This is a genomic window from Hydrogenophaga sp. SNF1 (assembly GCF_034421675.1).
Taxonomy (GTDB): domain Bacteria; phylum Pseudomonadota; class Gammaproteobacteria; order Burkholderiales; family Burkholderiaceae_C; genus Hydrogenophaga; species Hydrogenophaga borbori.
The window spans coordinates 3,873,775-3,897,375 of record NZ_CP139793.1; the positions used below are offsets into that span (position 1 = coordinate 3,873,775).

Annotated in this window: 28 protein-coding genes; 11 read left to right on the forward strand and 17 right to left on the reverse strand. The window is 70.9% G+C overall.

Going from position 1 to position 23,601, the window contains the following annotated elements; genetic code table 11:
* Positions 1-20: 20 nt before the first annotated feature.
* The 10 genes from SOM08_RS18545 (at position 21) to SOM08_RS18590 (ending at position 9,118) form a co-directional block, all read left to right on the forward strand.
* Positions 21-650, forward strand: a complete 630-nt coding sequence (locus tag SOM08_RS18545; RefSeq protein ID WP_116959930.1) for a hypothetical protein — start codon at positions 21-23, stop codon at positions 648-650.
* Between the two features lie 191 nt (positions 651-841).
* Entirely contained in the window at positions 842-1,150 is a 309-nt protein-coding gene (locus SOM08_RS18550) for a flagellar hook-basal body complex protein FliE (RefSeq protein ID WP_116959929.1), read from the forward strand.
* 7 nt (positions 1,151-1,157) lie between these two features.
* Positions 1,158-2,027, forward strand: coding sequence for a FliM/FliN family flagellar motor C-terminal domain-containing protein (locus tag SOM08_RS18555; protein ID WP_322469485.1), 870 nt, complete (start codon positions 1,158-1,160; stop codon positions 2,025-2,027).
* Between the two features lie 2 nt (positions 2,028-2,029).
* Positions 2,030-2,425 carry a FliM/FliN family flagellar motor switch protein gene (locus tag SOM08_RS18560; RefSeq protein WP_116959927.1) on the forward strand — a complete coding sequence of 132 codons (396 nt, stop codon included), beginning with the start codon at positions 2,030-2,032 and terminating at the stop codon, positions 2,423-2,425.
* The gene (fliP, locus tag SOM08_RS18565; protein ID WP_322469486.1) at positions 2,422-3,225 is read left to right on the forward strand and encodes a flagellar type III secretion system pore protein FliP; all 804 of its coding nucleotides are present in this window, start codon (positions 2,422-2,424) and stop codon (positions 3,223-3,225) included. The genes SOM08_RS18560 and fliP overlap by 4 nt, the downstream gene beginning before the upstream one ends.
* Positions 3,226-3,235: 10 nt before the next feature.
* Complete coding sequence (gene fliQ, locus SOM08_RS18570; RefSeq protein ID WP_116959925.1) at positions 3,236-3,505, forward strand: flagellar biosynthesis protein FliQ; 270 nt, start codon at positions 3,236-3,238, stop codon at positions 3,503-3,505.
* A 16-nt stretch (positions 3,506-3,521) separates the two neighbouring features.
* Positions 3,522-4,292, forward strand: a complete 771-nt coding sequence (fliR, locus tag SOM08_RS18575) for a flagellar biosynthetic protein FliR (RefSeq protein WP_116959924.1) — start codon at positions 3,522-3,524, stop codon at positions 4,290-4,292.
* Between the two features lie 3 nt (positions 4,293-4,295).
* Positions 4,296-5,435: a flagellar type III secretion system protein FlhB gene (gene flhB / locus SOM08_RS18580; RefSeq protein WP_116959923.1), complete on the forward strand. Its 1,140-nt coding sequence runs from the start codon at positions 4,296-4,298 to the stop codon at positions 5,433-5,435.
* Positions 5,432-7,519 (forward strand): flagellar biosynthesis protein FlhA, encoded by a 2,088-nt coding sequence (locus SOM08_RS18585; RefSeq protein ID WP_116959922.1) that lies wholly within the window; start codon positions 5,432-5,434, stop codon positions 7,517-7,519. The genes flhB and SOM08_RS18585 overlap by 4 nt, the downstream gene beginning before the upstream one ends.
* Positions 7,520-7,564: 45 nt before the next feature.
* Positions 7,565-9,118: a methyl-accepting chemotaxis protein gene (locus SOM08_RS18590; RefSeq protein WP_322469487.1), complete on the forward strand. Its 1,554-nt coding sequence runs from the start codon at positions 7,565-7,567 to the stop codon at positions 9,116-9,118.
* A gap of 296 nt (positions 9,119-9,414) precedes the next feature.
* On the opposite strand, the gene SOM08_RS18595 is transcribed toward SOM08_RS18590, so the two are convergent.
* The 14 genes from SOM08_RS18595 to flgB all read right to left on the reverse strand — a co-directional run bounded on the left by SOM08_RS18595 (position 9,415) and on the right by flgB (position 21,462).
* On the reverse strand, positions 9,415-10,413 hold the full coding sequence (locus SOM08_RS18595; RefSeq protein WP_322469488.1) for a hypothetical protein: 999 nt from the start codon (positions 10,411-10,413) through the stop codon (positions 9,415-9,417).
* A 124-nt stretch (positions 10,414-10,537) separates the two neighbouring features.
* A complete protein-coding gene (locus tag SOM08_RS18600) occupies positions 10,538-11,431 on the reverse strand; it encodes a flagellin (RefSeq protein WP_116959906.1) in 894 nt (297 codons plus the stop codon).
* A 123-nt stretch (positions 11,432-11,554) separates the two neighbouring features.
* The gene (locus tag SOM08_RS18605; protein WP_322469489.1) at positions 11,555-12,616 is read right to left on the reverse strand and encodes a hypothetical protein; all 1,062 of its coding nucleotides are present in this window, start codon (positions 12,614-12,616) and stop codon (positions 11,555-11,557) included.
* A 19-nt stretch (positions 12,617-12,635) separates the two neighbouring features.
* On the reverse strand, positions 12,636-13,547 hold the full coding sequence (locus SOM08_RS18610) for a flagellar hook-associated protein 3 (RefSeq protein WP_322469490.1): 912 nt from the start codon (positions 13,545-13,547) through the stop codon (positions 12,636-12,638).
* 16 nt (positions 13,548-13,563) lie between these two features.
* On the reverse strand, positions 13,564-14,937 hold the full coding sequence (flgK, locus tag SOM08_RS18615; protein ID WP_116959903.1) for a flagellar hook-associated protein FlgK: 1,374 nt from the start codon (positions 14,935-14,937) through the stop codon (positions 13,564-13,566).
* Positions 14,934-15,314, reverse strand: a complete 381-nt coding sequence (locus SOM08_RS18620) for a rod-binding protein (protein WP_116959902.1) — start codon at positions 15,312-15,314, stop codon at positions 14,934-14,936. Before SOM08_RS18620 ends, flgK begins: the two co-directional genes overlap by 4 nt.
* A gap of 105 nt (positions 15,315-15,419) precedes the next feature.
* Positions 15,420-16,565 (reverse strand): flagellar basal body P-ring protein FlgI, encoded by a 1,146-nt coding sequence (locus tag SOM08_RS18625; protein WP_116959901.1) that lies wholly within the window; start codon positions 16,563-16,565, stop codon positions 15,420-15,422.
* Between the two features lie 13 nt (positions 16,566-16,578).
* Positions 16,579-17,232, reverse strand: coding sequence for a flagellar basal body L-ring protein FlgH (flgH, locus tag SOM08_RS18630; protein WP_181936517.1), 654 nt, complete (start codon positions 17,230-17,232; stop codon positions 16,579-16,581).
* Positions 17,232-18,020, reverse strand: a complete 789-nt coding sequence (flgG, locus tag SOM08_RS18635) for a flagellar basal-body rod protein FlgG (RefSeq protein ID WP_181936516.1) — start codon at positions 18,018-18,020, stop codon at positions 17,232-17,234. Before flgG ends, flgH begins: the two co-directional genes overlap by 1 nt.
* Before the next feature lie 34 nt (positions 18,021-18,054).
* Positions 18,055-18,786: a flagellar basal body rod protein FlgF gene (locus tag SOM08_RS18640; protein WP_322469491.1), complete on the reverse strand. Its 732-nt coding sequence runs from the start codon at positions 18,784-18,786 to the stop codon at positions 18,055-18,057.
* Positions 18,787-18,798: 12 nt separating this feature from the next.
* Positions 18,799-19,992, reverse strand: a complete 1,194-nt coding sequence (locus tag SOM08_RS18645) for a flagellar hook protein FlgE (protein ID WP_116959898.1) — start codon at positions 19,990-19,992, stop codon at positions 18,799-18,801.
* A gap of 11 nt (positions 19,993-20,003) precedes the next feature.
* Entirely contained in the window at positions 20,004-20,681 is a 678-nt protein-coding gene (locus SOM08_RS18650; RefSeq protein ID WP_116959897.1) for a flagellar hook capping FlgD N-terminal domain-containing protein, read from the reverse strand.
* A gap of 2 nt (positions 20,682-20,683) precedes the next feature.
* The gene (flgC, locus tag SOM08_RS18655; RefSeq protein ID WP_116959896.1) at positions 20,684-21,094 is read right to left on the reverse strand and encodes a flagellar basal body rod protein FlgC; all 411 of its coding nucleotides are present in this window, start codon (positions 21,092-21,094) and stop codon (positions 20,684-20,686) included.
* 2 nt (positions 21,095-21,096) lie between these two features.
* Positions 21,097-21,462 carry a flagellar basal body rod protein FlgB gene (flgB, locus tag SOM08_RS18660; RefSeq protein WP_116959895.1) on the reverse strand — a complete coding sequence of 122 codons (366 nt, stop codon included), beginning with the start codon at positions 21,460-21,462 and terminating at the stop codon, positions 21,097-21,099.
* On the opposite strand from flgB, the gene flgA reads away from it, so the two are divergent.
* Positions 21,461-22,150 (forward strand): flagellar basal body P-ring formation chaperone FlgA, encoded by a 690-nt coding sequence (gene flgA / locus SOM08_RS18665; RefSeq protein ID WP_116959894.1) that lies wholly within the window; start codon positions 21,461-21,463, stop codon positions 22,148-22,150. The two genes, flgB and flgA, sit on opposite strands and share 2 nt — an antisense overlap.
* A gap of 4 nt (positions 22,151-22,154) precedes the next feature.
* On the opposite strand, the gene SOM08_RS18670 is transcribed toward flgA, so the two are convergent.
* The 3 genes from SOM08_RS18670 to SOM08_RS18680 are packed head-to-tail and all read right to left on the reverse strand — an operon-like array spanning position 22,155 to position 23,594.
* Positions 22,155-22,913 carry a glycoside hydrolase family 73 protein gene (locus tag SOM08_RS18670; protein WP_322469492.1) on the reverse strand — a complete coding sequence of 253 codons (759 nt, stop codon included), beginning with the start codon at positions 22,911-22,913 and terminating at the stop codon, positions 22,155-22,157.
* Positions 22,900-23,328: a flagellar export chaperone FlgN gene (flgN, locus tag SOM08_RS18675; protein WP_322469493.1), complete on the reverse strand. Its 429-nt coding sequence runs from the start codon at positions 23,326-23,328 to the stop codon at positions 22,900-22,902. Before flgN ends, SOM08_RS18670 begins: the two co-directional genes overlap by 14 nt.
* Positions 23,325-23,594, reverse strand: a complete 270-nt coding sequence (locus SOM08_RS18680) for a flagellar biosynthesis anti-sigma factor FlgM (RefSeq protein WP_322469494.1) — start codon at positions 23,592-23,594, stop codon at positions 23,325-23,327. Before SOM08_RS18680 ends, flgN begins: the two co-directional genes overlap by 4 nt.
* Positions 23,595-23,601: the final 7 nt, after the last annotated feature.

Sequence of the window (23,601 nt, forward strand, 5' to 3'; positions counted from 1 at the left end):
CCACAACAACGGAGACGCGCATGGTGGCCAAGCAACGCGACATGGTGCAACTGTCCTTTCTGGCCCACACGCGCGACGTGCCCGATCGCATCCGCCTGCGCGACTGCGGCCTGGGCTTCGCGGGCCAGAGCGCCGACCTCTCGGCCGGACTCATCACGGGGGTCTACGGCGCCAGCGCCAAGCAGGCTGCGCTGGTGGCCGCCGCGCGCTGGACGCAGGAGCACCAGCGCGCGGCCGGGCTCAACCGCGTGCTCATGGTCGACCTGAACTACCGCGTGGACAACTTCCACCTCACGCGCGAACAGGCGCGCCGCGACACGGTGCAGGAGACCGGCTGGATCCACTTCGACCGCATCGGCGCCGCGCTGCGCGACGAGCTGCGCGACCAGTGGGTGGAATGGATCGTGCGCGACACCGGCACGCGCCGCGCCGCCGTGGCCGACGACTCCCTGGTCGATCTGGCGCTGAAGTTCCCCGACTGCGTGGCCAAGACCTTCCAGCACGAAAAGGCCGTGCGCTGCATCGTGCACCCGGTCAACCCGGCCATCGACCCCTCCATCGTGCTCTGGGCCGCCACCCTGCGCTACGACAAGAAGCGCTTCGAGGACGCGAGCGTGCGCTTCCTGCCGCACGTCCAGATCCAGCTCTGAGCCCGCGCCGGGCGTCGGCCCCGCGCCGCACGGCCGCCGCCGTCAGGCGCCTGCGTCCCACCGTTCATCCCACCGGCACCGCTGGCGCGTGGCCGTTCGCTTGACGCGTCATCCGTCCATATTACGATTCGCGGCAATACATTTCTACAAATCACAAATAAACCTTGCAGGGACCCCACGTGAACCCGTCGATGCTCTCCTCCATTCAGGCCAGCCTGCAGCAGATGCAGGCCGCGCAGGCCCAGCTCGCCGAGGTGCTGCCGTCGGGCGCCGCGCAGGGGCCGTCCTTCACCCAGCACGTGGGCGGCCTGCTGCGCGCCGCGGACGACAAGGGCCACGCCGCGCAGGCCGCCGTCGGTGCGGTGGAGAGCGGCCGCAGCGACGACCTGGTCGGCGCCATGCTCAAGAGCCAGGAAGCCAGCCTGAACTTCAACATGATGATGCAGGTGCGCAACAAGGTCGTCGGCGCTTTCGACGAGCTCATGAAGCTGCCGATCTGAGCGCCGCATGGGCCACGCCTCGCACATCCTCCCCCCGGCCGCGGGCGCGCGCCTGTCCGCGCTCGACCCCTGCGAACTCGGCCGCCCCATCCACGCCCTCGACTCGCTGTTCCAGCTGACCCAGCAGGACCTGGACCACGGCCTGGCCACCGCCTTCCCCGGCCGCGTGGGCGCGCCGGTGCGCCTGGGCGGCGTGTCGCACGGCCGGTCTGCCCCCGTCGAAACGCCGCTGCGCTGGGCCAGCTACCGCAGCCACCTGGGCCGAAGCGCCTTCGCCATCGAACGCTCTGCCCTCACCGCCCTGCTGGCGCGCCGCTACGGCTCCACCGACTGGGCGCTCGGCGCACGCTGCGTGCCGGCGCTGGAGACCGCCACCGAACAGCGCCTGGCCGCCCAGCTCGGCCAGGTGCTCACCGAAGCGCTGGTGCACCGCATCGGCGGCGGGCCCGCGGCCGAGGGCGACCCCACCCTGCGGCTCGAGCAGAACCTGTCCAGCGCGCGCTGCCCCATCAACGGGCCGGTGATGTTCCTGTGGGCGCAGGTGCTCGCGGGCGCCGCGCCCCTGGGCCTGGTGGTGTTCGCCCTCGACAGCGACACCCTGGCCGCGGCGCTGCGCCAGCTCGCGCCCACGCGCCGCCAGGGCGCGGCCCGCCCGGCCGACAGCGCCGCCCTGCGCCGCGCGCTGCCGCTGCGCCTAGACGTGCGCCTCGCGCAGAAGACCTTGCCCCTGGGCGAGCTGCTCGGCCTGCGGCCCGGCGACGTGCTCCCCATCCCGCTGGAAAGCGCCACCGTGCGCATCCAGGACAAGCCCGTGCTCAAGGCCCTGGTGGTCGAGCACAAGGGCCGCCTGTGCCTGACCCAACTGCAGGAAGTCTGACCATGTCCATTGATTCCCCCGCCCTCGACGCCCTGAGCGCCGCGCCCGGCGGCGACGACGCCTTCGCCGCCGTGATGCAGGAAATGGCCAGCGCCGGCCAGGCCGAGGCGGCGCCACCCGCGCCCGCCGCGGCGGCGGCCCTGGGGCTGGGGCGGCTCATGCGCCGCATCCCCGTCACGCTCACGCTGGAACTCGGCTCGGCCGAGGTCTCGCTGGAAGACGTGGCCCAGCTGCGCCCCGACAGCGTGGTCGAGCTCGACGTGCTGGCCGGCGAACCGCTCACCATGAAGATCAACGGCGTGGCCATCGGCAAGGCCGAGGTGGTGGTCAGCGGCGAGAACTACGGCCTCAAGGTCCTCGAAGTGAGCGGCCTCGACCTGGACAGCTTCGCGCCATGAGCCCCACCGCCCGCCCGCGCGGCGCGGCGCGACTGGCGCTCGCCGCCGGCAGCGCCGCGCTCGCTTTCGCCGCCCTCGCCTGGCCCGAGGGCGCGCTGGCGCAGGCGGCGAACACCGCGGGCGGCGGCCTGCAGGTGTTCAGCAGCACCACCCACGGCAACACCACCGACTACACCGTCCGCACGCAGATCCTGATCGTCATGACCCTGCTGGGCCTGCTGCCCGCCATGGTCCTGACGATGACCAGCTTCACGCGCTTCATCATCGTGCTGTCTCTGCTGCGCCAGGCCTTGGGCCTGCAGCAGGGCCTGCCGGCGCGCGTGCTCACCGGCATCGCGCTCATCCTCACCCTGCTGGTGATGCGCCCCGTGGGCGAGCGCATCTGGACGGAAGCCATGCTGCCCTACGACCAGGGCAGCATCGGCCTGCAGGAAGCGCTGAACCGGGCCGAGGCGCCGCTCTCGCGCTTCATGCTCGCGCAGACCAGCCAGGCCTCGTTGCAGCAGATCGCCACGCTCTCGGGCGCGCCCGAGGTGAGCGACCCGGCCCAGCACCCCTTCACCGTCAAGCTCGCCGCCTTCGTGTTGAGCGAGCTCAAAACGGCGTTCATGATCGGCTGCATGCTCTTCATCCCCTTCCTGGTCGTCGACCTGGTGGTGTCCTCGGTGCTGATGGCCATGGGCATGATGATGCTGTCGCCACTGGTGATCTCGCTGCCGCTCAAGCTGCTGCTCTTCGTGCTGGTGGACGGCTGGACCCTCACCGTGAACACGCTGGTGACCAGCGTGCGCGCGATCTAGGGGCGATGCGATGACGCCCGAGATCGCCGTCGAACTGGTGGCCGAGTGCCTGAAGCTGGTGGTGCTGATCGTCACCGTGCTGATCACGCCCAGCCTGGTCGTGGGCGTGCTGGTGAGCCTGTTCCAGGCCGCCACGCAGATCAACGAACAGACCCTGAGTTTCCTGCCCCGCCTGCTGGTCACGCTGGCGGCCATCATCGCCATGGGCACCTGGCTCACCAGCAAGCTCATGGACTATGCGCGCGCCATCTTCGAACGCGCGGCCCAGCTGGCGCTCTGAGACCGGGCGCCGCACCATGGAACCCGTCTTCGGCCAGTTGCTCGCCACCCTCATGGCGCTGTGGTGGCCCTTCGTGCGGGTACTGGCCATCCTCAGCTTCATGCCCGTGATCGGCGACAGCATGGTGCCCGTCACCGTGCGCGTGCTGCTGGCGCTGGCGCTGGCCGTGGTGCTGCTGCCGGTGGCCGCGCCGCCGCAGCCGGTCTCGCCGTTCTCGCTGCTGGGCATTGTCACCACCGTCGAACAGGTGGTCATCGGCCTCATCATCGGCCTCGGCTTCCAGATGGTCATGGCCGTGTTCGGGCTGCTGGGCTACATGGCCTCCAGCCAGATGGGCCTGGCCATGGCGCAGATGAACGACCCCATGAGCGGCGCCTCGTCCGACGTGGTCAGCGCGCTCATCTACGTGCTCACCATCCTGATCTTCTTCGCCGTCGACGGCCACCTGGTGTTCAACGGCGTCATGGGCGCCAGCTTTCGCGCCTGGCCGGTGGGCGCGGGCATCCCCGCGCAGGCCCTGGCGGTGCTGCCGCTGCAGGTGGGCTGGGTGTTCTCGGCCGCGCTGCTGCTCGCGCTGCCGGTGATCTTCTCGGCCCTGGTGGTGCAGATCGGCTTTGGCTTTCTCAACCGCGTGGCCCCCACCTTCAACCTGTTCTCCCTGGGCTTCTCGCTCATCATCGTCTTCGGCCTGTTCGTGCTCGCGGGCATGCTGCGGCTCATCCCCCAGCAGTACGTTCAGCTCACCACCCGGGTGCTGGAGATGCTGGAACAGCTCATGCGAGGCTGAGCGGTGTCCCAGGACCAGACCGGCGACAAGACCGAAGCGGCCACACCGCAGAAGCTGCGCAAGGCGCGCGAGCAGGGGCAGGTCGCGCGCTCCAAGGACCTGGCCACCGCCGTGGGACTGGTGGTCTGCCTGCAGGCCATCGTGCTGCTGGCGCCGGGCTACCTGGCCGATTTCCGCCGCCTGTTCGCGCTCGGCTTCGTGGTGGCCGATGGCGACGGCGCGCTCGACAACCTGTTCTCGCACGCCTTCGTGCCGGTGATGCTGCTGCTGGCCAAGATGCTGCTGCCGCTGTTCATCATCCCGCTGTGCGTGCTGATCGCCTCGCTGTTTCCCGGCGGCTGGGTGCTGAGCGCCCAGAACCTGATGCCCAAGCTGGAGCGGCTCAACCCCATGAGCTACTTCCAGCGCATCACCAAACCCAAGCACCTGGCCGACTTCGCCACCACCGCGCTCAAGGCCTTCACGCTGTTCGGCGTGCTGTATTGGGTCATGAGCGGCAGCCTCGGCGGCTTCCTTCGCCTGAGCGCGCTGCCGCTGGGCGAGGCCTTGCCGCAGGCCTTCTCGCTGGCGCAGGCGGCCGTGTTCTCGCTGGTGGCGGTGTTCGTGCTGTACGCGCTCATCGACGTGCCCGTGCAGCGCCTGGTCTATCTGCGCGAGCAGCGCATGAGCAAGCGCGACATCAAGGAAGAACACAAGACCACCGAGGGCCGGCCGGAGGTGAAGCAGCGCATCCGCCAGATCCAGCAGCAGATTGCGCGCCGCGGCGTGCGCAAGACCGTTCCCACGGCCGACGTGGTGATCCTCAACCCCGAGCACTACGCCGTCGCCATCAAGTACGACACCCACAAGGCCGACGCGCCCTACGTGGTGGCCAAGGGCCTGGACGAGATGGCGCTGTACATCCGCCGCATCGCCGAAGAGGCGGGCGTCGAGGTGCTGCGCGTGCCGCCGCTGGCGCGCGCCGTGTACCACACCAGCCAGGTGCGCCAGCAGATCCCCGCCGCGCTGTACCAGGCGGTGGCCGTGGTGCTGCGCCACGTTCTCGCCCTCAAGGCGTTCCGCCAGGGCCAGCGCCGCAGCGAACCCCACCTGCCCCATGACCTCGACGTGCCCGCCCACCTGAGCGGCGACGGACCGACATGAACCCCATGAACACCCTGTTCAACGACCTGAAACAGCTGCGCGTGGCCGCGCCGCTGCTGCTCATGGCCCTGCTGGCCATGATCATCCTGCCGCTGCCGCCGCTGCTGCTGGACGTGCTGTTCACCTTCAACATCGTGCTCGCGATGATCGTGCTGCTGGTGGCCGTGAACGTGCGCCGCCCGCTGGACTTCTCGCTCTTCCCCACGGTCATCCTGGGCGCCACGCTGCTGCGCCTGATGCTCAACGTCGCCTCCACGCGCGTGGTGCTGCTGCGCGGCCACGAGGGCACGGACGCCGCCGGCTCGGTGATCGAGGCCTTCGGCCACGTCGTCATCGGTGGCAATTTCGTCGTCGGCATCGTGGTGTTCGTCATCCTGATGATCATCAACTTCCTGGTGGTCACCAAGGGCGCCGAGCGCATCTCCGAGGTGTCGGCGCGCTTCACGCTGGACGCCCTGCCCGGCAAGCAGATGGCGATCGACGCCGACCTCAACGCCGGCCTCATCAACCAGGAGGGCGCGCAGACCCGACGCAAGGAAGTGTCGGCCGAGGCGGACTTCTACGGCGCCATGGACGGGGCCTCCAAGTTCGTCAAGGGCGATGCCATCGCCGGCATCCTGATCCTCATCCTCAACATGGTCGGCGGCGCGCTCATCGGCGCGCTCATGCACGACCTGAGCCTGGGCGAGTCCTTCAAGCTCTACGCCCTGCTCACCATCGGCGACGGACTGGCCGCGCAGATCCCGGCGCTGCTGCTGTCGGCCGCGGCCGCCATCATCGTCACGCGCGTCAGCGACGCGGGCGACATCGAGAAGCAGGTGGGCCAGCAGCTGCTGGCCTCGCCCAACGTGCTGTACGGCGTGGCCGGCCTGCTCCTGGTGCTGGGCCTGGTGCCCGGCATGCCGACGCTGATGTTCCTGGCCTTCTCGGGCGTGCTGGGCTACGTGGCCTGGCGGCTCGGCCAGCGCCAGGCCGTGGCGCCGCCGCCCAAGCCCGATGCGCTGCAGGCCGCGCTGGTCACCGAGGCCGCGCCCGACATCGACTGGAAGAGCCTGCCCGTGGTGGACCCGCTGGCCGTGGCCGTGGGCTACAAGCTGGTGGGCCTGGTGGACCCCTCCCAGGGCGCGGCGCTGACCAAGCGCCTGAAGGGCGTGCGCCAGACGCTCAGCGAGTCACTGGGCATCGTGCTGCCGCCCATCCGAACGCGCGACGAGCTGGGCCTCAAGCCCACGCACTACCAGGTGCTGCTGCACGGCAGCGTGATGGCATCGGCCGAGGTCTTTCCCGAGCGGCTCATGGCCATTCCTTCGCCCCAGGTCTATGGCGAGATCGACGGCATCCCCGGCGCCGACCCCTCGTTCCAGATGCCCGTGGTGTGGATCGAGGCGGCGCACAAGGCGCACGCCCTGGGCATGGGCTACCAGGTGGTGGACGTGCCCACCGTCGTCGCCACGCACGTGACCAAGCTGATCCGCGAAAACCTGCCCGAGCTGTTCCAGCACGAGGACGTGCCCGCCCTGCTGGAACGCTGCGCCGCGCAGGCCCCCAAGCTCGCGGCCGCGCTGGAGAAGGCCTACAGCCCCAGCCTGCTGCTCAAGGTTCTGCGCACCCTGTTGCAGGAGGGTGTGTCGCTCAAGGACATCGTTCCCCTGGCCACCACGCTGCTGGAGAACGCCGAACTCACCAAGGACCCGATCCTGCTCGCCGCCGAGGCCCGCCTGACCCTGCGCCGCCAGATCGTGGCCCAGGCCTGCGGCCAGACCGGCGAGGTCAAGGCCTTCAGCCTGGGCAGTCCCTTGGAGGACCTGCTGATGCGCGCGCTGAGCCAGGCCACGCAGGGCGGCAAGGCGGCGCTGGACAACTTCCCCATCGAGCCCAACCTGCTCACCCAGCTGCAATCGCACCTGCCGCTGGCGCGCGAGCAGATGAAGCAGATGGCCGCGGCCCCCGTGCTGATGGTGCTGCCGCAGCTGCGCCCCGTGATGGCGCGCTACGCGCGGCTGTTCGCACCCGGCCTCCATGTCCTTTCGTACAACGAAATGCCCGACAGTCGCAGCGTGGTCGTCGTGGGCTCAATTGGTTGAGCCCGCAACCGATATACATCTTTCTCAACCCGAAACCTGCTTTCCATGTTCAAGAACATCAACATCGGCCCCCGCCTCACGATCGGCTTCGCCACCGTGCTGGCCCTGCTGGTCGGCACCACCGTGCTGGCCTGGGTGGGCCTCAACGCCGCCCTGCGCGCCACCGAGGACATCGTCGCGGTGCAGCAACGCCTCAACCTGACCCAGGAATGGGCCGCGCAGACCACCTTGAACGTGAACCGCGTCATGGCGCAGGCCATGTCGCGCAACGACCCGCGCGTGGTCCAGCACTTTCAACCGCTGATGGCGCAGTCGTCCAAGGACGTCGCCGAGCTGCAGAAAGGGCTGGAGGAGCGCATCACCAGCGAACAGGGCAAGGCCCTGCTCGCCGCCATCAACGAGAAGCGCAACGCGTACCTGGAGGTGCGCAAGCGCTTCTTCGACGCGCTGCAGATGGAGGACTACGCCGGCGCGCAGGACATCCTGGACAAGGAGCTGCCCCCCGCCGTCGAGGCCTACAGCGCCGAGCAGCAGAAGATGATCAGCGGGCAGCGCACGCTGATGGAGCAGGCCGCCACCAACTCCCGCGCGGCGGTCACGCGCCAGATCACGCTGCTGGTCGCCCTGGCGGTGTGCGCCATCGCGCTGGCCGCCTTCGTGGCCTGGGCCATCACGCGCTCGGTCACCGAACCGCTGAAGGAGGCCCTGAGCGCCACCGACGCCGTGGCCGAGGGCGACCTGACCCGTGAAGTGCGGGTGGACCGCCAGGACGAACTCGGCCGTCTGCTCGGGGGGCTCTCGCGCATGCGCGAATCGCTGGTGAAGACCGTGGGCCAGGTGCGCACCGCCACCGACAGCATCAACACCGCGTCGGCCGAGATCGCCTCGGGCAACCAGGACCTCTCGAGCCGCACCGAGCAGACCGCCAGCAACCTGCAGGAGACCGCGGCCAGCATGGAGCAGCTCACCAGCACCGTGCGCCAGAGCGCCGACGCCGCGCGCCAGGCCAACCAGCTCGCCAGCACGGCCGCCGAGATCGCCCAGCGCGGCGGCAGCGTGGTGAGCGAGGTGGTGAACACCATGGACGAGATCAACCAGGCCTCGCGCAAGATCAACGACATCATCGGCGTCATCGACGGCATCGCCTTCCAGACCAACATCCTGGCCCTCAACGCCGCCGTGGAAGCGGCGCGCGCGGGCGAGCAGGGCCGCGGCTTCGCCGTGGTGGCCGGCGAGGTGCGCAACCTCGCGCAGCGCAGCGCCGAAGCGGCGAAGGAAATCAAGGCGCTGATCGGCGCCAGCGTGGACAAGGTGGAGGCCGGCAGCCAACTCGTGGCCAACGCGGGCGAGACCATGCATCAGATCATGGGCTCGGTGCAGCGCGTGACGGACATCATCGGCGAGATCTCGGCCGCCGCCGGCGAGCAAAGCGACGGCATCGGTCAGGTCAACACCGCCGTCAGCCACCTGGACCAGATGACCCAGCAGAACGCGGCGCTGGTGGAGCAAAGCACCGCCGCCGCGCAAAGCCTGCGCGACCAGGCCACGCGTCTCGCAGAGGTGGTGCAGGTGTTCCGCCTGCGCAGCCCGGCGGCCTGAGCGGGAACGGGGCGCGTCGCCGGCCCGATACCCGGGCCGGTCTCTGGCGGGCTTCGATGACTTTCGCGTGATCCGCGCCCGTGCCCGCCCGCCAGGCCCGGGACGCCGGCCGCCAGGGAAGGCGTCCCAGCGGCGCCGCCGCACGCGGCGAGGCGGTGGCCTTTCGCGCGCGCCAGCGGATGGGGGGAAACCCGCGCCCGGGCCGTACCCACAGGGGTTGAATACGGTTGCCTGTCAACCTTGACAGGCTTGACAGTGCCGGCGCGCCCGCCGGTTCGTGGGCCCGGCCCCGGGGCTCAGGCGGGGGTGGGCGGCGATGCCACCGGCCCCATGCCCACCGGCCAGATCTGCATCAGCGCCGTGGTGAATTCGGCTCCCACCTGCAGCAGCGCCGAGGACACCGGCCCCGGCCGGTAGCCCATGCCGCTGGCGGGCACCGCCGTCAGCGGCGCGCCCAGCTGCACCATGGCCGGCGCCGCGCCCGCGCGACCCATGGCGGCCACGATGTCGGGCAGCACCACGCGCAGCAGCTCCAGGTGCTCGGGCTGGCGCGGCAGCACCGCCATGGCCAGGCGCGACTGGCGCCAGCACAACTGCAGCAGCACCTGCCCGCCACCCGGCAGGCCCAGTTCCAGTTCCAGACCGGCTTCGGTCTGTGGCGGGTGCGCGGCCGGCGCCTCCTCGCGCGCCCAGGGACGGCGCGCGGCCACGCGCAGCGCCACCGCCAGGCTGCCCAGCGAGTACAGGTGGAACACCCAGTGCGGCACCGGCTCGGGCGCCGCGCGCAGGGCCACGCGCTCGCCCGCCGGCGCCGCCGGTGGCAGGCGCGCGGGGCCTTCCATCAGGGCCAGGCTGCGCAGGCCCAGTTCCATGTGGCGCGAGGACAGGATGGCGCGCCACGCCGCCGCGAGTTCGGCGGCCGACGGCAATCGCCACTGGTGCAGGCGCTGTGCGGCCTGGTCCGGTCGCATCGCGGCCACGTCCTCGGGCTGCGCGGCGGTGTCCGCGCGCGCCGGCACCGGCGGGCGCAGCACCCACTCCAGTTCCAGCGTGGGCTCGGTGGCGCGCACCTGCATCCAGAGCATGTCGCCCAGTCGCAGGTGGCGCGACCAGCCCGCGCCATCGGCCAGGCGCCAGCGGCGGCCCTGGTCCTCGCTCAGCAGCACGCCGTCGCCGTCGTGCCCATCGAAACGCATGCGCAGGCGCTGGCCCACCTCGGGCGGTGCCGGGCGCACGGGCGCTTCCGGCGCGCGGGCGCTGAGGGCGGGGGCGGCGTGGACGCGCTCGAGGTTCATGGGTCAGGCCAGGCAGGGAACGGCCGACGCCGTTCCAAGGACTCGGGGGAATGAAGAAAAAAAGGCCAGCCGGGTCGCGGCTGGCCTTGCTGTGCGAAGGCCGCCGAGGCGGCCCCTGCGGCGCTTACTGCACCAGCGACATGACCAGCTGCGACATGCTGCTGCTGGAGCGCAGCATCGAGGTGCTGGCCTGCATGAGCATCTGGTTCTTGGTCATGTTGGCGGTCTCGCTGGCGTAGTCCACGTCCATGATGCGGCCCTTGGACTGCTCGGTCTGCATGCGCATGTTGCCGAGGTTGTTGTAGACGCTTTCCAGGCGGTTGCTGGCGGCACCCATCTGGGCGCGCAGCGCGCCGATGGTGTCGAGCGAGTCACCGATGGTGTCGATGATGGTGTTGGCGGCGGCCGAGGTGGCGATTTCCGTGCCCGGAGCGGCCGGGTCGGCGCCGGCGGCGTAGGAGCCGGCCAGGCCGTCGAGGGCCGTGGCCAGGTCGCCCAGGGCCGTGGACACGTCGACTTCCATGGTCTCGCCCGTCGAGGCACCGATCTGGAAGGTCACGGCGGCGGACAGCTTGCCGCCCGTGCCGTCGGTGGTGGTGCCGCTGGAGAAGGAGCGCTCGCCAGCGAAGGCCGTGTTCTTGATGATGTTGCCCAGTTCCTCGCCGAGCTGGTCGTATTCGGCCTGCAGGGCGTCGCGGTCTTCCTGGGTGGAGCTGCCGTTGGCGGCTTCGGTGGCCAGGTCCTTCATGCGCGTCAGGATGTTGCTCATCTCTTTCAGGCCGCCTTCGGCGGTCTGCATCATCGAGATGCCGTTCTGCGTGTTGCGCATGGCCACGGTGATGCCGCGCGCTTGCGCGTTCATGCGGGTGGCGATCTGCAGGCCGGCGGCGTCGTCCATCGCCGAGTTGATGCGGTAGCCGGTGCCCAGACGGGTCAGCGAATTGCTCAGGGATTTCTGGACGCCGCCGAGGGCGTTCTGGGTGCTCAGCGAAGCGGCGTTGGTGTGCAGACTCAGCATGGTGGATTTCTCCTGTGGGCTGTTGGTCGGGTCCGTCGGGTATCGACGTCCTCCCCCCTACTGAGCGACCGCCGCGTGGCGAACCTTAAACGCGACGCCGAAAATTCTTCGCGCGCCGCGCGCTCAGCCCAGCAGCGAACGCACGCGCTCGCGGCTGATGCCCGCCACCGTCGGGGCCACGGCCTCGAAGCGCGCGTAGCCGGCCTCGCTCAGGCGCCGCGCGAAGCCGTCGGCCAGGGCGCGCGCGCGCTCGGGCGTGGTGACCGCGGCGCCGCCGGCCTGGGCCAGGCCCTGCTGTTGTTCGAGGAGCAAGGCCTGCGCGCGCTGCTGCGCGCCGGCCACGGCGGCGATGCCCACGGTCACGCGGTCCAGCGCCTCGCGCAGCGCGGCGGGCTCGGCGCCCGGTGCCTCGAACACGGCCTCGCCCAGCACCGGGGGCAGCGCGGGTGTGCGCACGGGCTGGGCCTGGCCGTCGGGAAAGCGGCGGCCTTCGCCCTTGATGAGGATGCGGTCCTGGAAGCGCGGCCACTCGGCCTCGGGCACGCTGAACACGGGCTCGCCCGCGCTGTCCGCGCGCACGCGGATGCCCACGGGCGCCAGCGCCTGGTCGAGCCGGCGCAGGTTGGCCGAGACCGGCAGCTCGGGGTCGACGGTGGCGGTCAGCGGCGCGGGCGCGTTGCCCGTGACCACGGTGAGCACCTCGCGCGCGCCGGCACTGAGCGCGGCCCGGGACAGGCCCCGCACGCGGAAGTCCTGGCGCGCCTGGCCGGGCTCGCCGACGCGCAGCTGCGCATCGAGCGCGCCGGCGGTGGCTCGCTCGCGCTGCGACCAGCCGGCCCTCAGGCCGGCGCGCAGGACGTCGGCGCCGGCCGCGCTGGCGCCGGGCTGGGCCGGGTCGGCGCCGAGCTGGGCGCTGTAGTGCTGGCGCAGGGCCTGCAGCCCCTGTTGCAGGCGGTCGAGAAAGACACCCGCCAGCTGCGCGCCGGCCACGCCGCTCTGGCGCGTCGGGTCGAAGTCCTTGAGCCCACGCGTGAGCGGCGCGCGGGCCGCCGGCGCGCCGCGCGCCGCCAGGCGCTCGTCGGCCGTGCCCGCCGCCGCGCGCGGCGCGGCGCCCGGGACCACGCCCCGGGCGTCGGGGTCGAGGCGGTGGGCCGGCGTGCCCGGCAGGGACGGTGCGATCTGCATGCGGCTGGGGGCGTACCGCTCAGATCACGTCGAACAGCGAGAACGCCGTGATCTTGGCGTAGGCCTTCTGCGTGGCCTGCAGCGAGGTGTTGTAGGCCCGCAGCTTCACGGTGGCGTCGCCGTAGTCGAGCTGGCCGAGCGTGAGCGCGGCCTGGCGGTTGGAGAGGCTGATGTTGGCGTGCGCGCCGTCCAGGTTGTTCAGCAGGGCCTGCTGGCCCCCGAGGCGCGCGATGCGCTCGCCCAGGCGGTCGAAGGTGGCGTCGGCCAGGTCGGTGGTGGCGACGAGGCGCGCGCGCACGCCCGGATCGCTCAGGTTCACGCCGGGGGCGCTCAGGTCCACGATGGTGAGATCGAGCTGGTTGAGCATCGCGGCCAGATCGTCGAGCGAGGTATTGGCCGGCTGCGTGATGCCTTCGCCCACCACCACCATCTGCTGCTGCGTATTGCCGGTGAAGGTGTAACGCGCGCCGGGCGCGGCCGCGGGATCGAAGCTGATGGTGGGAGACAGGCTGGCCGTGCCGGAGAACAGGTAGCGGCCCTCCTGGTCGCGCGTGTTCGCGAACGCCAGCACGCTGTCGCGCAGCGACTCGAGCGAGCCCGAGACGGCGTTCACATCGGCGCTGCTGTTGGAGCCGTCGGCGGCGAACAGCAGCAGGTCCTGCAGTTGCAGCATGTCGTTGCTGATGCTGTCCAGGATGGACTCGCTCTGGCGCTGGCGCGACATGAGGGAGCCGACGTTGTCGCGGTACTGCCTGAGGGCGGCCTCCTCGCGGTCCAGCCGGGCCAGGCGGACGCTGGAGATCGGGTCGTCGGACGGCAGCAGCACACGCTGGCCGTAGGCCATCTGCGTGAGCACCTTCTCGACGCGCGCCGTGGCCGCCTGCAGCGAGGCGCTCATGGTGATGTGGAACTGGTTGCTGGCGATGCGCATGTCCGGCTCCCTGGGCTCAGCGCAGCGACCCGATGACCGCGTCGAACAGCTCGCCCGCGACCTGGATCACCTTCATGTTGGCGGTGTACATCTGCTGGTACTGCACGAGGTTGATGGCTTCCTCGTCGGTGTTGACGCTGCTGGTGGACGCCCAGCTCTGCTGCGCCTGGTCGCGCACGGTCTTGGCCGTGTCGAACGAGGCCTGGGACTGCTGGCTGCGAATGCCGATGCCGCCGAGCAGCTGGGTGTAGACGTCGCCCATGCGCACCGAGCCCAGGCCGGCGATGGGCACCGACTGGTTCTGCAGGCCGATGATCGCGAGCAGGTTGTCGCTGTTGCCCGCCTGCAGCGGATCGCTGGAGAACGCCAGTTCATCGCCCGTGGCGCCCGGGCGCACCGAGAGCAGGCCGTCGGCGCCGTTGAAGACGAACAGGTCGGTGCCGGGCGAACCGTCGGGCGCGAAACCCGCCGCCAGCTGGCCGTTCACCCGGGTGGCCAGTTCCTCGGCCAGCGAGGCAATCGAGGCCACCGTGGGCATGAGCACGCCGTCCTCGAACTCGTAGAGGCCGCCGAGCTGGCCCGCCAGGCCCTCGGTGCGCACCTTGAACGACTCCTTGGCGAAGGCCACCTCGATGGCCTGCGACCCGTCGAGCTGGTTCACGAGTTCCATGCGGCCCGCCACCGCGCCCGCCACCAGCGGCACGCCGGACTTGAGCGAGACGCTGCGCGAACCGTCCGGCTGGTCCACCACCGACAGGCCCACCAGCTGGGACAGCTCGTCGATGCGCAGGTCGCGCTCGTCGACCAGGCCCGAGGGGTTGACGTTGATCGATTCGGCGGCGGTGATCTCGCCGTTGAGCCGGGCGATCTGTTCCGCCAGGTTGTTGATCTGCGTGACCGAGGCCCCGCGCTGCTGGCCGATGGACAGGCGCTGGTTGAGCAGCACCTGGTTGAGGCCGTTGAAGCGCTGCGCGAGCGCCTCGGCCTCGGTGATGATCTGCTGGCGCAGCGGTGCCGAGTTCGGGTCCACGCTGGCGGCATTGAGCGCGCCGAAGAAGGCGTCCAGGCCCTTGTTGAGGCTGGAGCCCTCGCCCGACATCACCTGTTCGATCTGTTTCAGGTAGGGCTGCACGGTCTCGTGGCGGCCCAGCTCGGACGCGGCGGACCAGAGCTGGTGGCTCTTGTAGCCGTCGCTGAATCGGATCAGCGAGGGCACCCGCACGCCATTGCCACTGCCGGCGGCGCCCGCCGCCGTGGGTCCCACGGCCGAGAACAGCGCGCCCTGGCGCGTGAAGCCGGGCGTCATCGCGTTGGCGACGTTGTGGCTGGTGGTGTTCAGGGCGGCCTGCGCGGCCATCGCGCCGCTCAGGGCGATCTGCTGGATCTTCATGGTGTGGGCCCGGTGGCGTCGGCGGGCGAATCGCCCGCACCTTGTCCTGCCAGGGCGACCGGATCGGCGCCGGACTTAAGCGGCACGGGCATGGCGGGCGGCAGGAGCTGGCGCAGGATCACGTCGGCGATGCCGAAAGCGCGCTGGCGCGCCATGGCGTCGGCCACCTGCGTATCGGCGATGTCCAGCATGTCCTGGTGGATGCGGTCCTTGAAGGGGCTGTCCTCGCCCGCCAGGGCCTGCGTGGCCTGGCGCATCTGCTTGAGCATCTGGCCGACGAAGAAGGCCTCGAACTTGATGGCGGCCTGCTCGACGCGCGCGCGTTGCACGGCGCCGTCGCTGATCGGCTCAAGGCTTTGCGTGATTCGCAGCTCCATCTCAATCGCCCAGGTCGAACCGTGAGGCACCGCGGAACCGGCTTGGCCGGGCCGCAGGTGTCGCCCCCTTGAGGAGGTCGCGCGAAGCGCGGCGGGGGTGCGTCTTCATATGACGATGAGCTCGCCATCGATGGCGCCGGCCTGATCGAGCGCCTGCAGGATCGCCATGATGTCGTCGGGCGAGGCGCCCGTGCGGTTGATGGTGTCGATGATGTCTTGCAGCTTGCTGCCCGGCGCCCAGTTGAACATGCGGCCCCGGTCCTGCTCGGCCACCACGCTGGACTGCGGCAGCACCACCGTTTCGCCGCGGCCGAAGGGCGCCGGCTGGCTGGCCACGGGCTGCTCGCCGATGATGACTTTGAGGTTGCCGTGCGCCACCGCGGCCGGGCGCACGCGCACGCCGTCGGCGATGACCACCGTGCCGGTGCGCGAGTTGAACACCACGCGCGGCAGCTCCTGCCCCACCATCACGCCGAGCTTCTGCAGCTCGGCCACGAAGGCCACGCGCTGCGTGGGGTTGGCCGGGGCGACCACCTCCACGCTGGTGGCGTCGCGCGTGCTGGCGATCTCGCCATAGCGGCCGTTGATGGTGCGAACGATGTTGGTGGCGGTCTGGAAGTGCGGGCGGCGCAGGCTCAGGGTGACGGTCTCGCGCGTGTCGAAGTCGGTGGGGATCTCGCGCTCCACCGTGGCGCCGCTCGGCACGCGGCCGGCCGTGGGCGTGTTCACGGTCACGCTGGAGCCGCTCTGGCCCTGGGCCGAGAAGCCGCCCACCACCACGTTGCCCTGCGCCAGCGCGTACACCTCGCCGTCGGCCGCCATCAGCGGCGTGAGCAGCAGCACGCCGCCGCGCAGGCTCTTGGCATCGCCCATGGAGGAGACGGTGATGTCGATGGTCTGGCCCTTGCGGTAACCCGGCGGGAAGGTGGCGCTCACCATCACCGTGGCCACGTTCTTCAGGCGCGGGTCGTTGCGCTCGGGCAGGGTGACGCCGAACTGGCGCAGCATGTTGGCCACCGACTGGCCCTGGAAGCGGATCTGGCTGCTGTCGCCCGAGCCTTGCAGGCCGACCACCAGTCCGTAGCCGATGAGCTGGTTCTCGCGCATGCCTTCCACCTGCACCAAGTGGCCCAGCGGCGTGGTGCGCGCGGCGTCGGCGCCGACCTTCTGCGCGGCGGCGGGCGCGGTCACGAGCAGCGACAGGGCGGTCAACAGGCCGGCGAGGCCCTGGCGCAGGGTGCGGGAGTTCATGCTGATGGCCCGATCAGAAAGGCATCCAGGGACTGTTGAAGAAGCGCGTGAGCCAGCCCGGCGAGTTGGCGTCGGCCAGGGTGCCGCTGCCCGAGTAGGCGATGCGCGCGTTGGCGATGCGCTGCGAGGACACGCGGTTGGCGGCGTCGATGTCCTGGCCCCGCACGTAGCCGCTCAGGCGGATGAACTCCTCGCCCTGGTTGAGCCACAGGCTTTTCTCGCCGGCGATGCGCAACAGGCCGTTGGGCAGCACCTCCACCACCACGGCGGTGATGGCGCCGCTCAGCGCGTTCTGCTGCGTGCTGCTGGCGTTGCCGTCGAAGGCGCGGTCGGCGCTCAGGCCGATGGGGGGCGTCACGTCCTTGCCGTCGATGCGCAGGGCGCCGATGCCGGCGCTGCTGCCCTTGTCGATTTGCGTGCCCGAGCGCTTGCTGGCCTGCGTGGTCTCCAGCAGCATCACGGTGATCACGTCGCCCACGCGGCGCGCGCGCGTATCGGCCACCAGCGAGCCCGGCGCCTGCGGCGTGAACACGCCGCCGGAACGCGCCTGGCTCGGCGCCACCCGCACCACCGGCGCGGGGTCGTCGGCCAGCGCCGGCGCGCGCGGCGGCGCGACGGCGGCGCAACCGGCCAGCCCGGCCGCGAGGAGCACCAGCGCGGCGCGCATCAGCGCACCGCCTGCGCCAGGTTCTGCAGCATGCCGTCCGCCGCGCTCAGCACCTTGGTGCTCATCTCGTAGGTGCGCTGGGCCGTGATCATGTCCACCATCTCCTCCACCACCTGCACGTTGGAGCCTTCCAGCGCGCCCTGCTTGATGGCCCCCAGGGCCTCCTCGCCCGCGATGCCCTCGGTGGGCACGCCGCTGGCGGCGGTCTCCTGGTACAGGTTGTCGCCCAGGGCCAGCAGGCCGGCCGGGTTGACGAAGCCGGCGAGCGTGATCTGGCCGATTTCCTGCGGCGCGGTGTCGCCGGGCACGCTGACGCTGACGGTGCCGTTCTCGCCGATGGTGATGGACTTGGCGTTGGCCGGCAGCGTGATGTCGGGCACCAGCGGATAGCCCTGCGCGGTCATCAGTCGACCCTCGGGGCTGCGCTGCAGCTGGCCCGCGCGCGTGTAGGCGGTCTCGCCGCCGGGCAGTTCCACCTGCAGGAAGCCCTGGCCCTGGATGGCGATGTCGAGCGGCTGGCCCGTGGTCTGCAGGCTGCCGGTGGTGAACACCTTCTGCGTGCCGGCCACGCGCACGCCATTACCCAGCTGCACGCCCACGGGCGTGTTCATGCCTTCGGCCTGCGCGGCGCCGGGCTGGCGCTCCACCTGGTAGAACAGGTCCTCGAACACCACGCGGTCGCGCTTGAAGCCGGTGGTGTTGACGTTGGCCAGGTTGTTGGCGATGGCCTGGAGCTTGGCGTCCTGCGCCTGCACGCCGGTCTTGGCGGTCCACATGGCTGCGTTCATGGTCGGTTCCTCGTGTGCGTGATGGGGAGGGGGCTCAGCCGCGCACCAGGCGGTCGCCGGCCTGGGCCATGCGCTCGGCGGCGGCGTAGAGCTTCATCTGGATCTCGAAGTCGCGGCTGGTGGCCATGGTGGCCACCATTTCCTCGACGGCCGAGACGTTGCTGCCTTCCAGGTAGCCGGCCTTGACCTGCACGGTCTCGTCCATGGGCAAGGCGCCGGCCCGCGGGTCGCGCGGCACCAGCAGGCCGGCCTCGTTCTTCACCAGCGCGCCCGGCTCGGGCTTCACCAGCTTCAGGCGGTCCACCGGCTGCATGTCGGCCTGGCCCGGCGGCAGCACCGACACCGTGCCGTCGGCGCCGATCTGCACACGGGCCGAAGGCGGCAGCACGATGGGGCCGCCATCGCCCAGCAGCGGACGGCCGTTCACCGTCAGCATGCCCTCGGCGTCGATGGCGATGCCGCCAGCGCGCGCATAGGCCTCGCCGCCCGCGTGCCGCACGGCCAGGTAGCCCTCGCCGGTGATCGCCACGTCCATCTCGCGCCCGGTCTCGCGGATCGGCCCCGCGCGTTCGCTGACGCCGTTGGCGCTGAGTTCGCTCATGTGGCGCGCGTCGTAGCCGTAGCCCGGCGTGCGCATCGCGGTGGCGAAACTCTTGTCCGCGCGAAAACCCGGCGTGTCGGCGTTGGCCAGGTTGTTGGCGCGCACCTGCTGCTCGCGCAGCGAGCGCTCGGCGCCACTCATGACGGTGTAGATCAAGGCGTCCATGGCTCAGCGCGCTCAGATGGCCTGCATGAGCGACTGCATGATCTGGTTCTGCGTCTGGAACACCTTGGTATTGGCCTGGTAGTTGCGCTGCGAGGTCATGAGGCTCACCAGCTCGGAGGTCATCTCCACGTTGGACTGCTCCAGCGCGCCGGCCACCAGGGAGCCGGCCTGGCCCACGCCCGGCGCGTCGTACAGCGGCTCGCCGCTGGCGTTGGTCACGGTCCAGCTGGTGTCGCTCACGTTGGCCAGCGCGTCCTCGTTGGGGAAGTTGGCCAGGGCCACCGTGCCCACGCGCTGGCGCAGGCCGTTGCTGTACTGGGCCAGCACCGCGCCGTCCTCGTCGATGCTCACCGACAGAAAGGCACCCGAGGAGTTGCCGTCGGCGTCGTTCACCGTGGTGGTGGTCTGGCCCGCGTACTGGGTGGTGCCGGCGTAGTTCAGGTCCAGCGTGATCGGGTCCACCGTGGCCGGCAGTGGCAGGGCCTTGGCCACCGGGCCGGTGGGCAGGGTCAGACGGCCATCGGTGCCGAACTGCAGCACGGTCTCGGTGCCGGCGGCCAGCGGCGCGCCGTCGAAGCCGTAGTGCACGGTCACCTCGTTCGGACCGGTCTTCACGAAGTACTGCGTGAGCGTGTGCTGCGAGCCCAGCGAGTCGTAGACCACCGAGACGTTCGAGCCGTTGTAGCTCAGGGGTTCGGCCGGGTCGAAGACCGCCACGGTGGGCGCGGTCCAGTCGGCCGAGAGGTTGGCCACATAGTCCAGGCGCGAGCTGGACACCGCGGGCAGCTGCTCCTTGCTGACGCGGATGTCGCCCATGGGGCCCAGCACGTCGGAGCCGGGCACCACGCCATAGCCCTGCAGGCGGCGACCGAAACTGTCGGTGACGTAGCCCTCGCGGTCGGCGGTGAAGATGCCCACGCGCGTGAACAGGGTCTGGCCCGAGGGTTCCTTCACCGCGAAGAAGCCCTTGCCCTTGATGGCCACGTCCATGCCGCGGCCGGTGTTGAGCGTGCCGCCGCCGATGCCGATGGACTGCGTGCGCGAGGCCGCTTCCACGCCCATGGGCGAGGTGTCCGCATACATCGACGCGAAGTTGGTGCGGCTGGACTTGAAGCCGTAGGTGCCCGCGTTGGCGATGTTGTTCGAGATGGTCTCGAGCTCGGCGTTGATGGCCTTCACGCCGGACAGGGCGATTTCCATGCTCATGCTGCGTTCCTTTATCCGTTGGAAGAAGCGGTCTCGCGACCGAAGAAGCCTGTGATCTCGGCCGGGGTGACCTCGCCGATCCCGCTCACGTTCATCTGCACGCCACCCGTGGGCGAGAGGCGGATGCCCGAGAGCACGCCGCGCACGTCGACGCCCGGCGCCGGCACACCCTCGCCGGCGTCGACCGCGATCGAGTAACGGCCCTCGGGCAGGCCCAGCGCGGCCGGGTCGATGCGGAAATCCACCGTGCCGGCGGCGCGCGGACCCAGCTCGACGCGGTGCTTGCGGCCATCGGCCGCGGTGAGCACCACGGCCGTGGTCTGGCTGGAGGCGTCGAGCGTGAACGAGCCAGAAATACTGTTTCCTGCAATATCTATCCGCGAAGTTCGAACAGCAACGGTGTGGCCCACCTGGCCCCCCAGGCTCAGCACCTGCAGGCTGTCGAGCATGGCGGCGGTGCCGTTGTTCTGGCTCACCAGGGTTTGCAGCGCCTCGGTCTGAGACAGCGTGGCGAGTTGCGAGACGAACTCGCTCGGGTCCTTGGGTTCCAGCGGGTCCTGGTTGCGCACCTGCGCCACCAGCAGGCGGATGAACATGTCCTGCGGTACCGACATGCCGTTCTTCGCCACGCCATCGCCCGCGGCGGCGGCGCCACCAGCAGCGCCGGTGTTCATGGTGGTGTCGAGCATGGTCAGGACTCCCCGAGCCGCAGCACGGCCATCTGCATCGCGCGGGTGCGCGTGAGCACCTCCACGCTGGTTTCGAAGGCGCGCGAGGCCGACATCATGTCGGTCATCTCGGCCACCGGGTTCACGTTGGGGTAGAACACGTCGCCGTCGGCGTTGGCCAGCGGGTGCTCGGGCTCGTGCACCTTGCGCACGGGTTCGTCGCTCTCCACGACGTCGAGCACCTGCACCCGGGCGCCGTCGCCGGAGCCCTCTTCCATCAGGGCGGCGAAGACGGGCTTGCGCGCGCGGTAGACGCCGTCCTCGGAACCGGCGGCGGACTGCGCGTTAGCCAGGTTGCTGGCGATGGTGTTCAGGCGCACGGTCTGGGCGTTCATGCCCGAGCCGGCGATGGCGGCGATGCTGTCGAAGGACATGCTCACTGCCCCTGGATGGCCTGCGCGAGGCCCTTGAGCTTCATCTGCAGGAAGGTCAGGCTGGCCTGGAAGCCGGTGGCGTTCTGCGCGAACGCGGCCTGCTCCACGCCCAGTTCCACCGTGTTGTGGTCGCCCGAGGGGTGGTGCGGCACGCGGTACTGCAAGTCGCCGCTGTCGAGGTCGAGCGCGAGGCCGTCGTCGCGCGCGGCCAGGGCGGCGTCGTAGCGCGCGCTGAAGTCGAAGTCGCGCGCCTGGTAGCCCGGCGTGTTCACGTTGGCCAGGTTAGCTGCGATGATCTCGGCCCGCTGACCGCGCAGCTGCAAGGCCTGTGCGTGCCCGCCGATGACCTGTCCGAAGTGAATTGCCATGAGCCGTCCTCTTTCCTTGCTGTTGTGCGCGGCGCTGCTGTCCTCGCCATCAATTGCGTTCTGCGCCAATAATATTCCGCGAATTGTAAAAACCGTGACCGCGCACTGGCTGGAACACGCCGATGGGCGGGGCTGGCGCGGCGCCCAAGTGGACGTGAGCGTGGTTTCCGCGCCGGAACACGAACCAAAGTGTGACCAGCCGCCCGAGGTGGTGGTGGTCGATGGCCGGTACCCCAGCCGCATGAAACTGGAGCTGCGCTGCGGCGAGCGCTGGCGCGAGCCGGTGGTGGCGCGCGCCCGGCTGCGCGCCGAGGTGCTGGTGGCCGCGCGCGACATCGCGGCCGGCGCCGCGCTGACCGAAGCGGACCTGCGGTACGAGGCGCGCGACCTCGGTGCCACGCCCGAGGCGATCGGCTCGCTGGACGCGGTCGCGGGTCTCGTGCCGCGGCGCGCCCTGCGCGAGGGCACGCTGCTGCAGGCCAAGGTGCTGCATGAGCCGGTGCTGGTGCGGCGCGGCCGGCCGGTGCGCATCGTGGCGCGGCACGGCGGCGCCATCGCGGTGGAGAGCGCGGGCGAAAGCCTGGGCCAGGGCAAGCGCGGCGACGCGGTGCGCGTGCGCAACCTGGCCTCGGGCCGAGTGATCGAGGCGCGCGTGGTGGGCCCCGACGAAGTGGAGCCTGTGAAGTAGCGCCTCACCGCGCGCCCTGGATCTGCCGCGCCACGGCGGCGAGCTTGTCGGCGTAGGCCGGGTCGGTGGCGTAGCCGCCGCGCGCCAGCGCGTCGGCGAAGGCGCGCGGATCGCCGCCCGCGCCCAGGGCGCCGCGGTAGCGCGGGCTGTTCAGCAACAGATCGGCGTAGTCGCCAAAGGCCTGCTCCAGGTCCTCGTAGTGGCGGAAGCGCTGCGTGGTCTTCACCGCCGCGCCGCCCTCGAATTCGGTGGTCGTCGCCACGGCGGCCCCCCCGTGCCAGGCGCCGCCGGCCTTGATGCCGAACAGGTTGTGCGTGCTCTGGCCGTCGGCTGCGCGCAGCGGGCGCCGGCCCCAGCCCGATTCGAGCGCCGCGTGCGCGGCCACCAGCTCGGGCGCCACGCCCAGGCGCGCGGCGGCTCGCTGCGCCAGCGGCGCGATGCGGTCGAGAAAAGCCCGCTGCTCTTCGCGGCTGGCACCGTCGGGAACGCCGCCGTCGGGCGCGCTGCCCGACACGGGTGGCAAGGCTGGTGCGGCCCAGGCGCGCCGCCAGGCCGCCTGCGGCGACAGCCCGCCCAGCGCTCCGCCGCCGCTCTCGATGAAGCGCTGCACCTCCTGCCGCACCGAACCGCCGAGCGCGTCCGCGCCCATGTTCGCACCCATGTGCGCGCCGAAACCGCCGCCGGCACCGCCCGCCGCCGCGCGCACCGGCAGCGGCGGCGCCGCGAAGGCCCCCGAGGTGGAGGGGAAGTCAGGCAGGCGCATAGGTACCGGGGATGCCGTCGTTCAGCACGCGGGCCATGATGTCCTGCTGCCCCACCACGAGCTCGCAGTTGCGCACGTTCAGGCGCTTGCATTCGCCCACCAGCGCCTGCAGCTCGCGCATCTGCTCGCGCAACAGGTCGGCCGCCTTGGCGGGCAGGCGCAGCGCCAGCGACTCGTGGGCGTCGCGCGTGGCGCCACCGCTGAGGCGCTGCACCAGGCGCTGGCGTTGCGAGCACAGCGCGTCCAGGCGCTCCGTGAGCGCGGTGATGCGCTCGGCCGACACGCGCACGCGCTCGCTGTCGTGCTTCAGCGCGGCGTCGAAATGCGCCTGCAGCAGCGCGCGCATGCGCGCGAAGCCATCGCGCTCCTGGCGCAGGCCGTCGAGCAGGGCCATGGCGTCGGCGGCGGCGATCACCGGCCTTCCCCGTGGTAGCGCTGGATCAGCGCGGCCAGCTTGCCGGCGTCGAAGCGCAGTTCGCCGCGCTGGTAAGCCTCGCGCAGCTGCGCCACGCGGGCCTCGTCGATCTCCGGCATCTCGCGCAGCGCCTGCATGGCGGGGCCCAGCACGCCGGACTGCAGCGCGGCCGGCGCGGCCCCGGCCGCGCCGGCGGCCTCGGCGCCCGGCTGCGGCGCGCGCACCGGCGCCAGGGGGGCTGCGTTGTGGGGGGTGTTGACTCTCATTCGATCG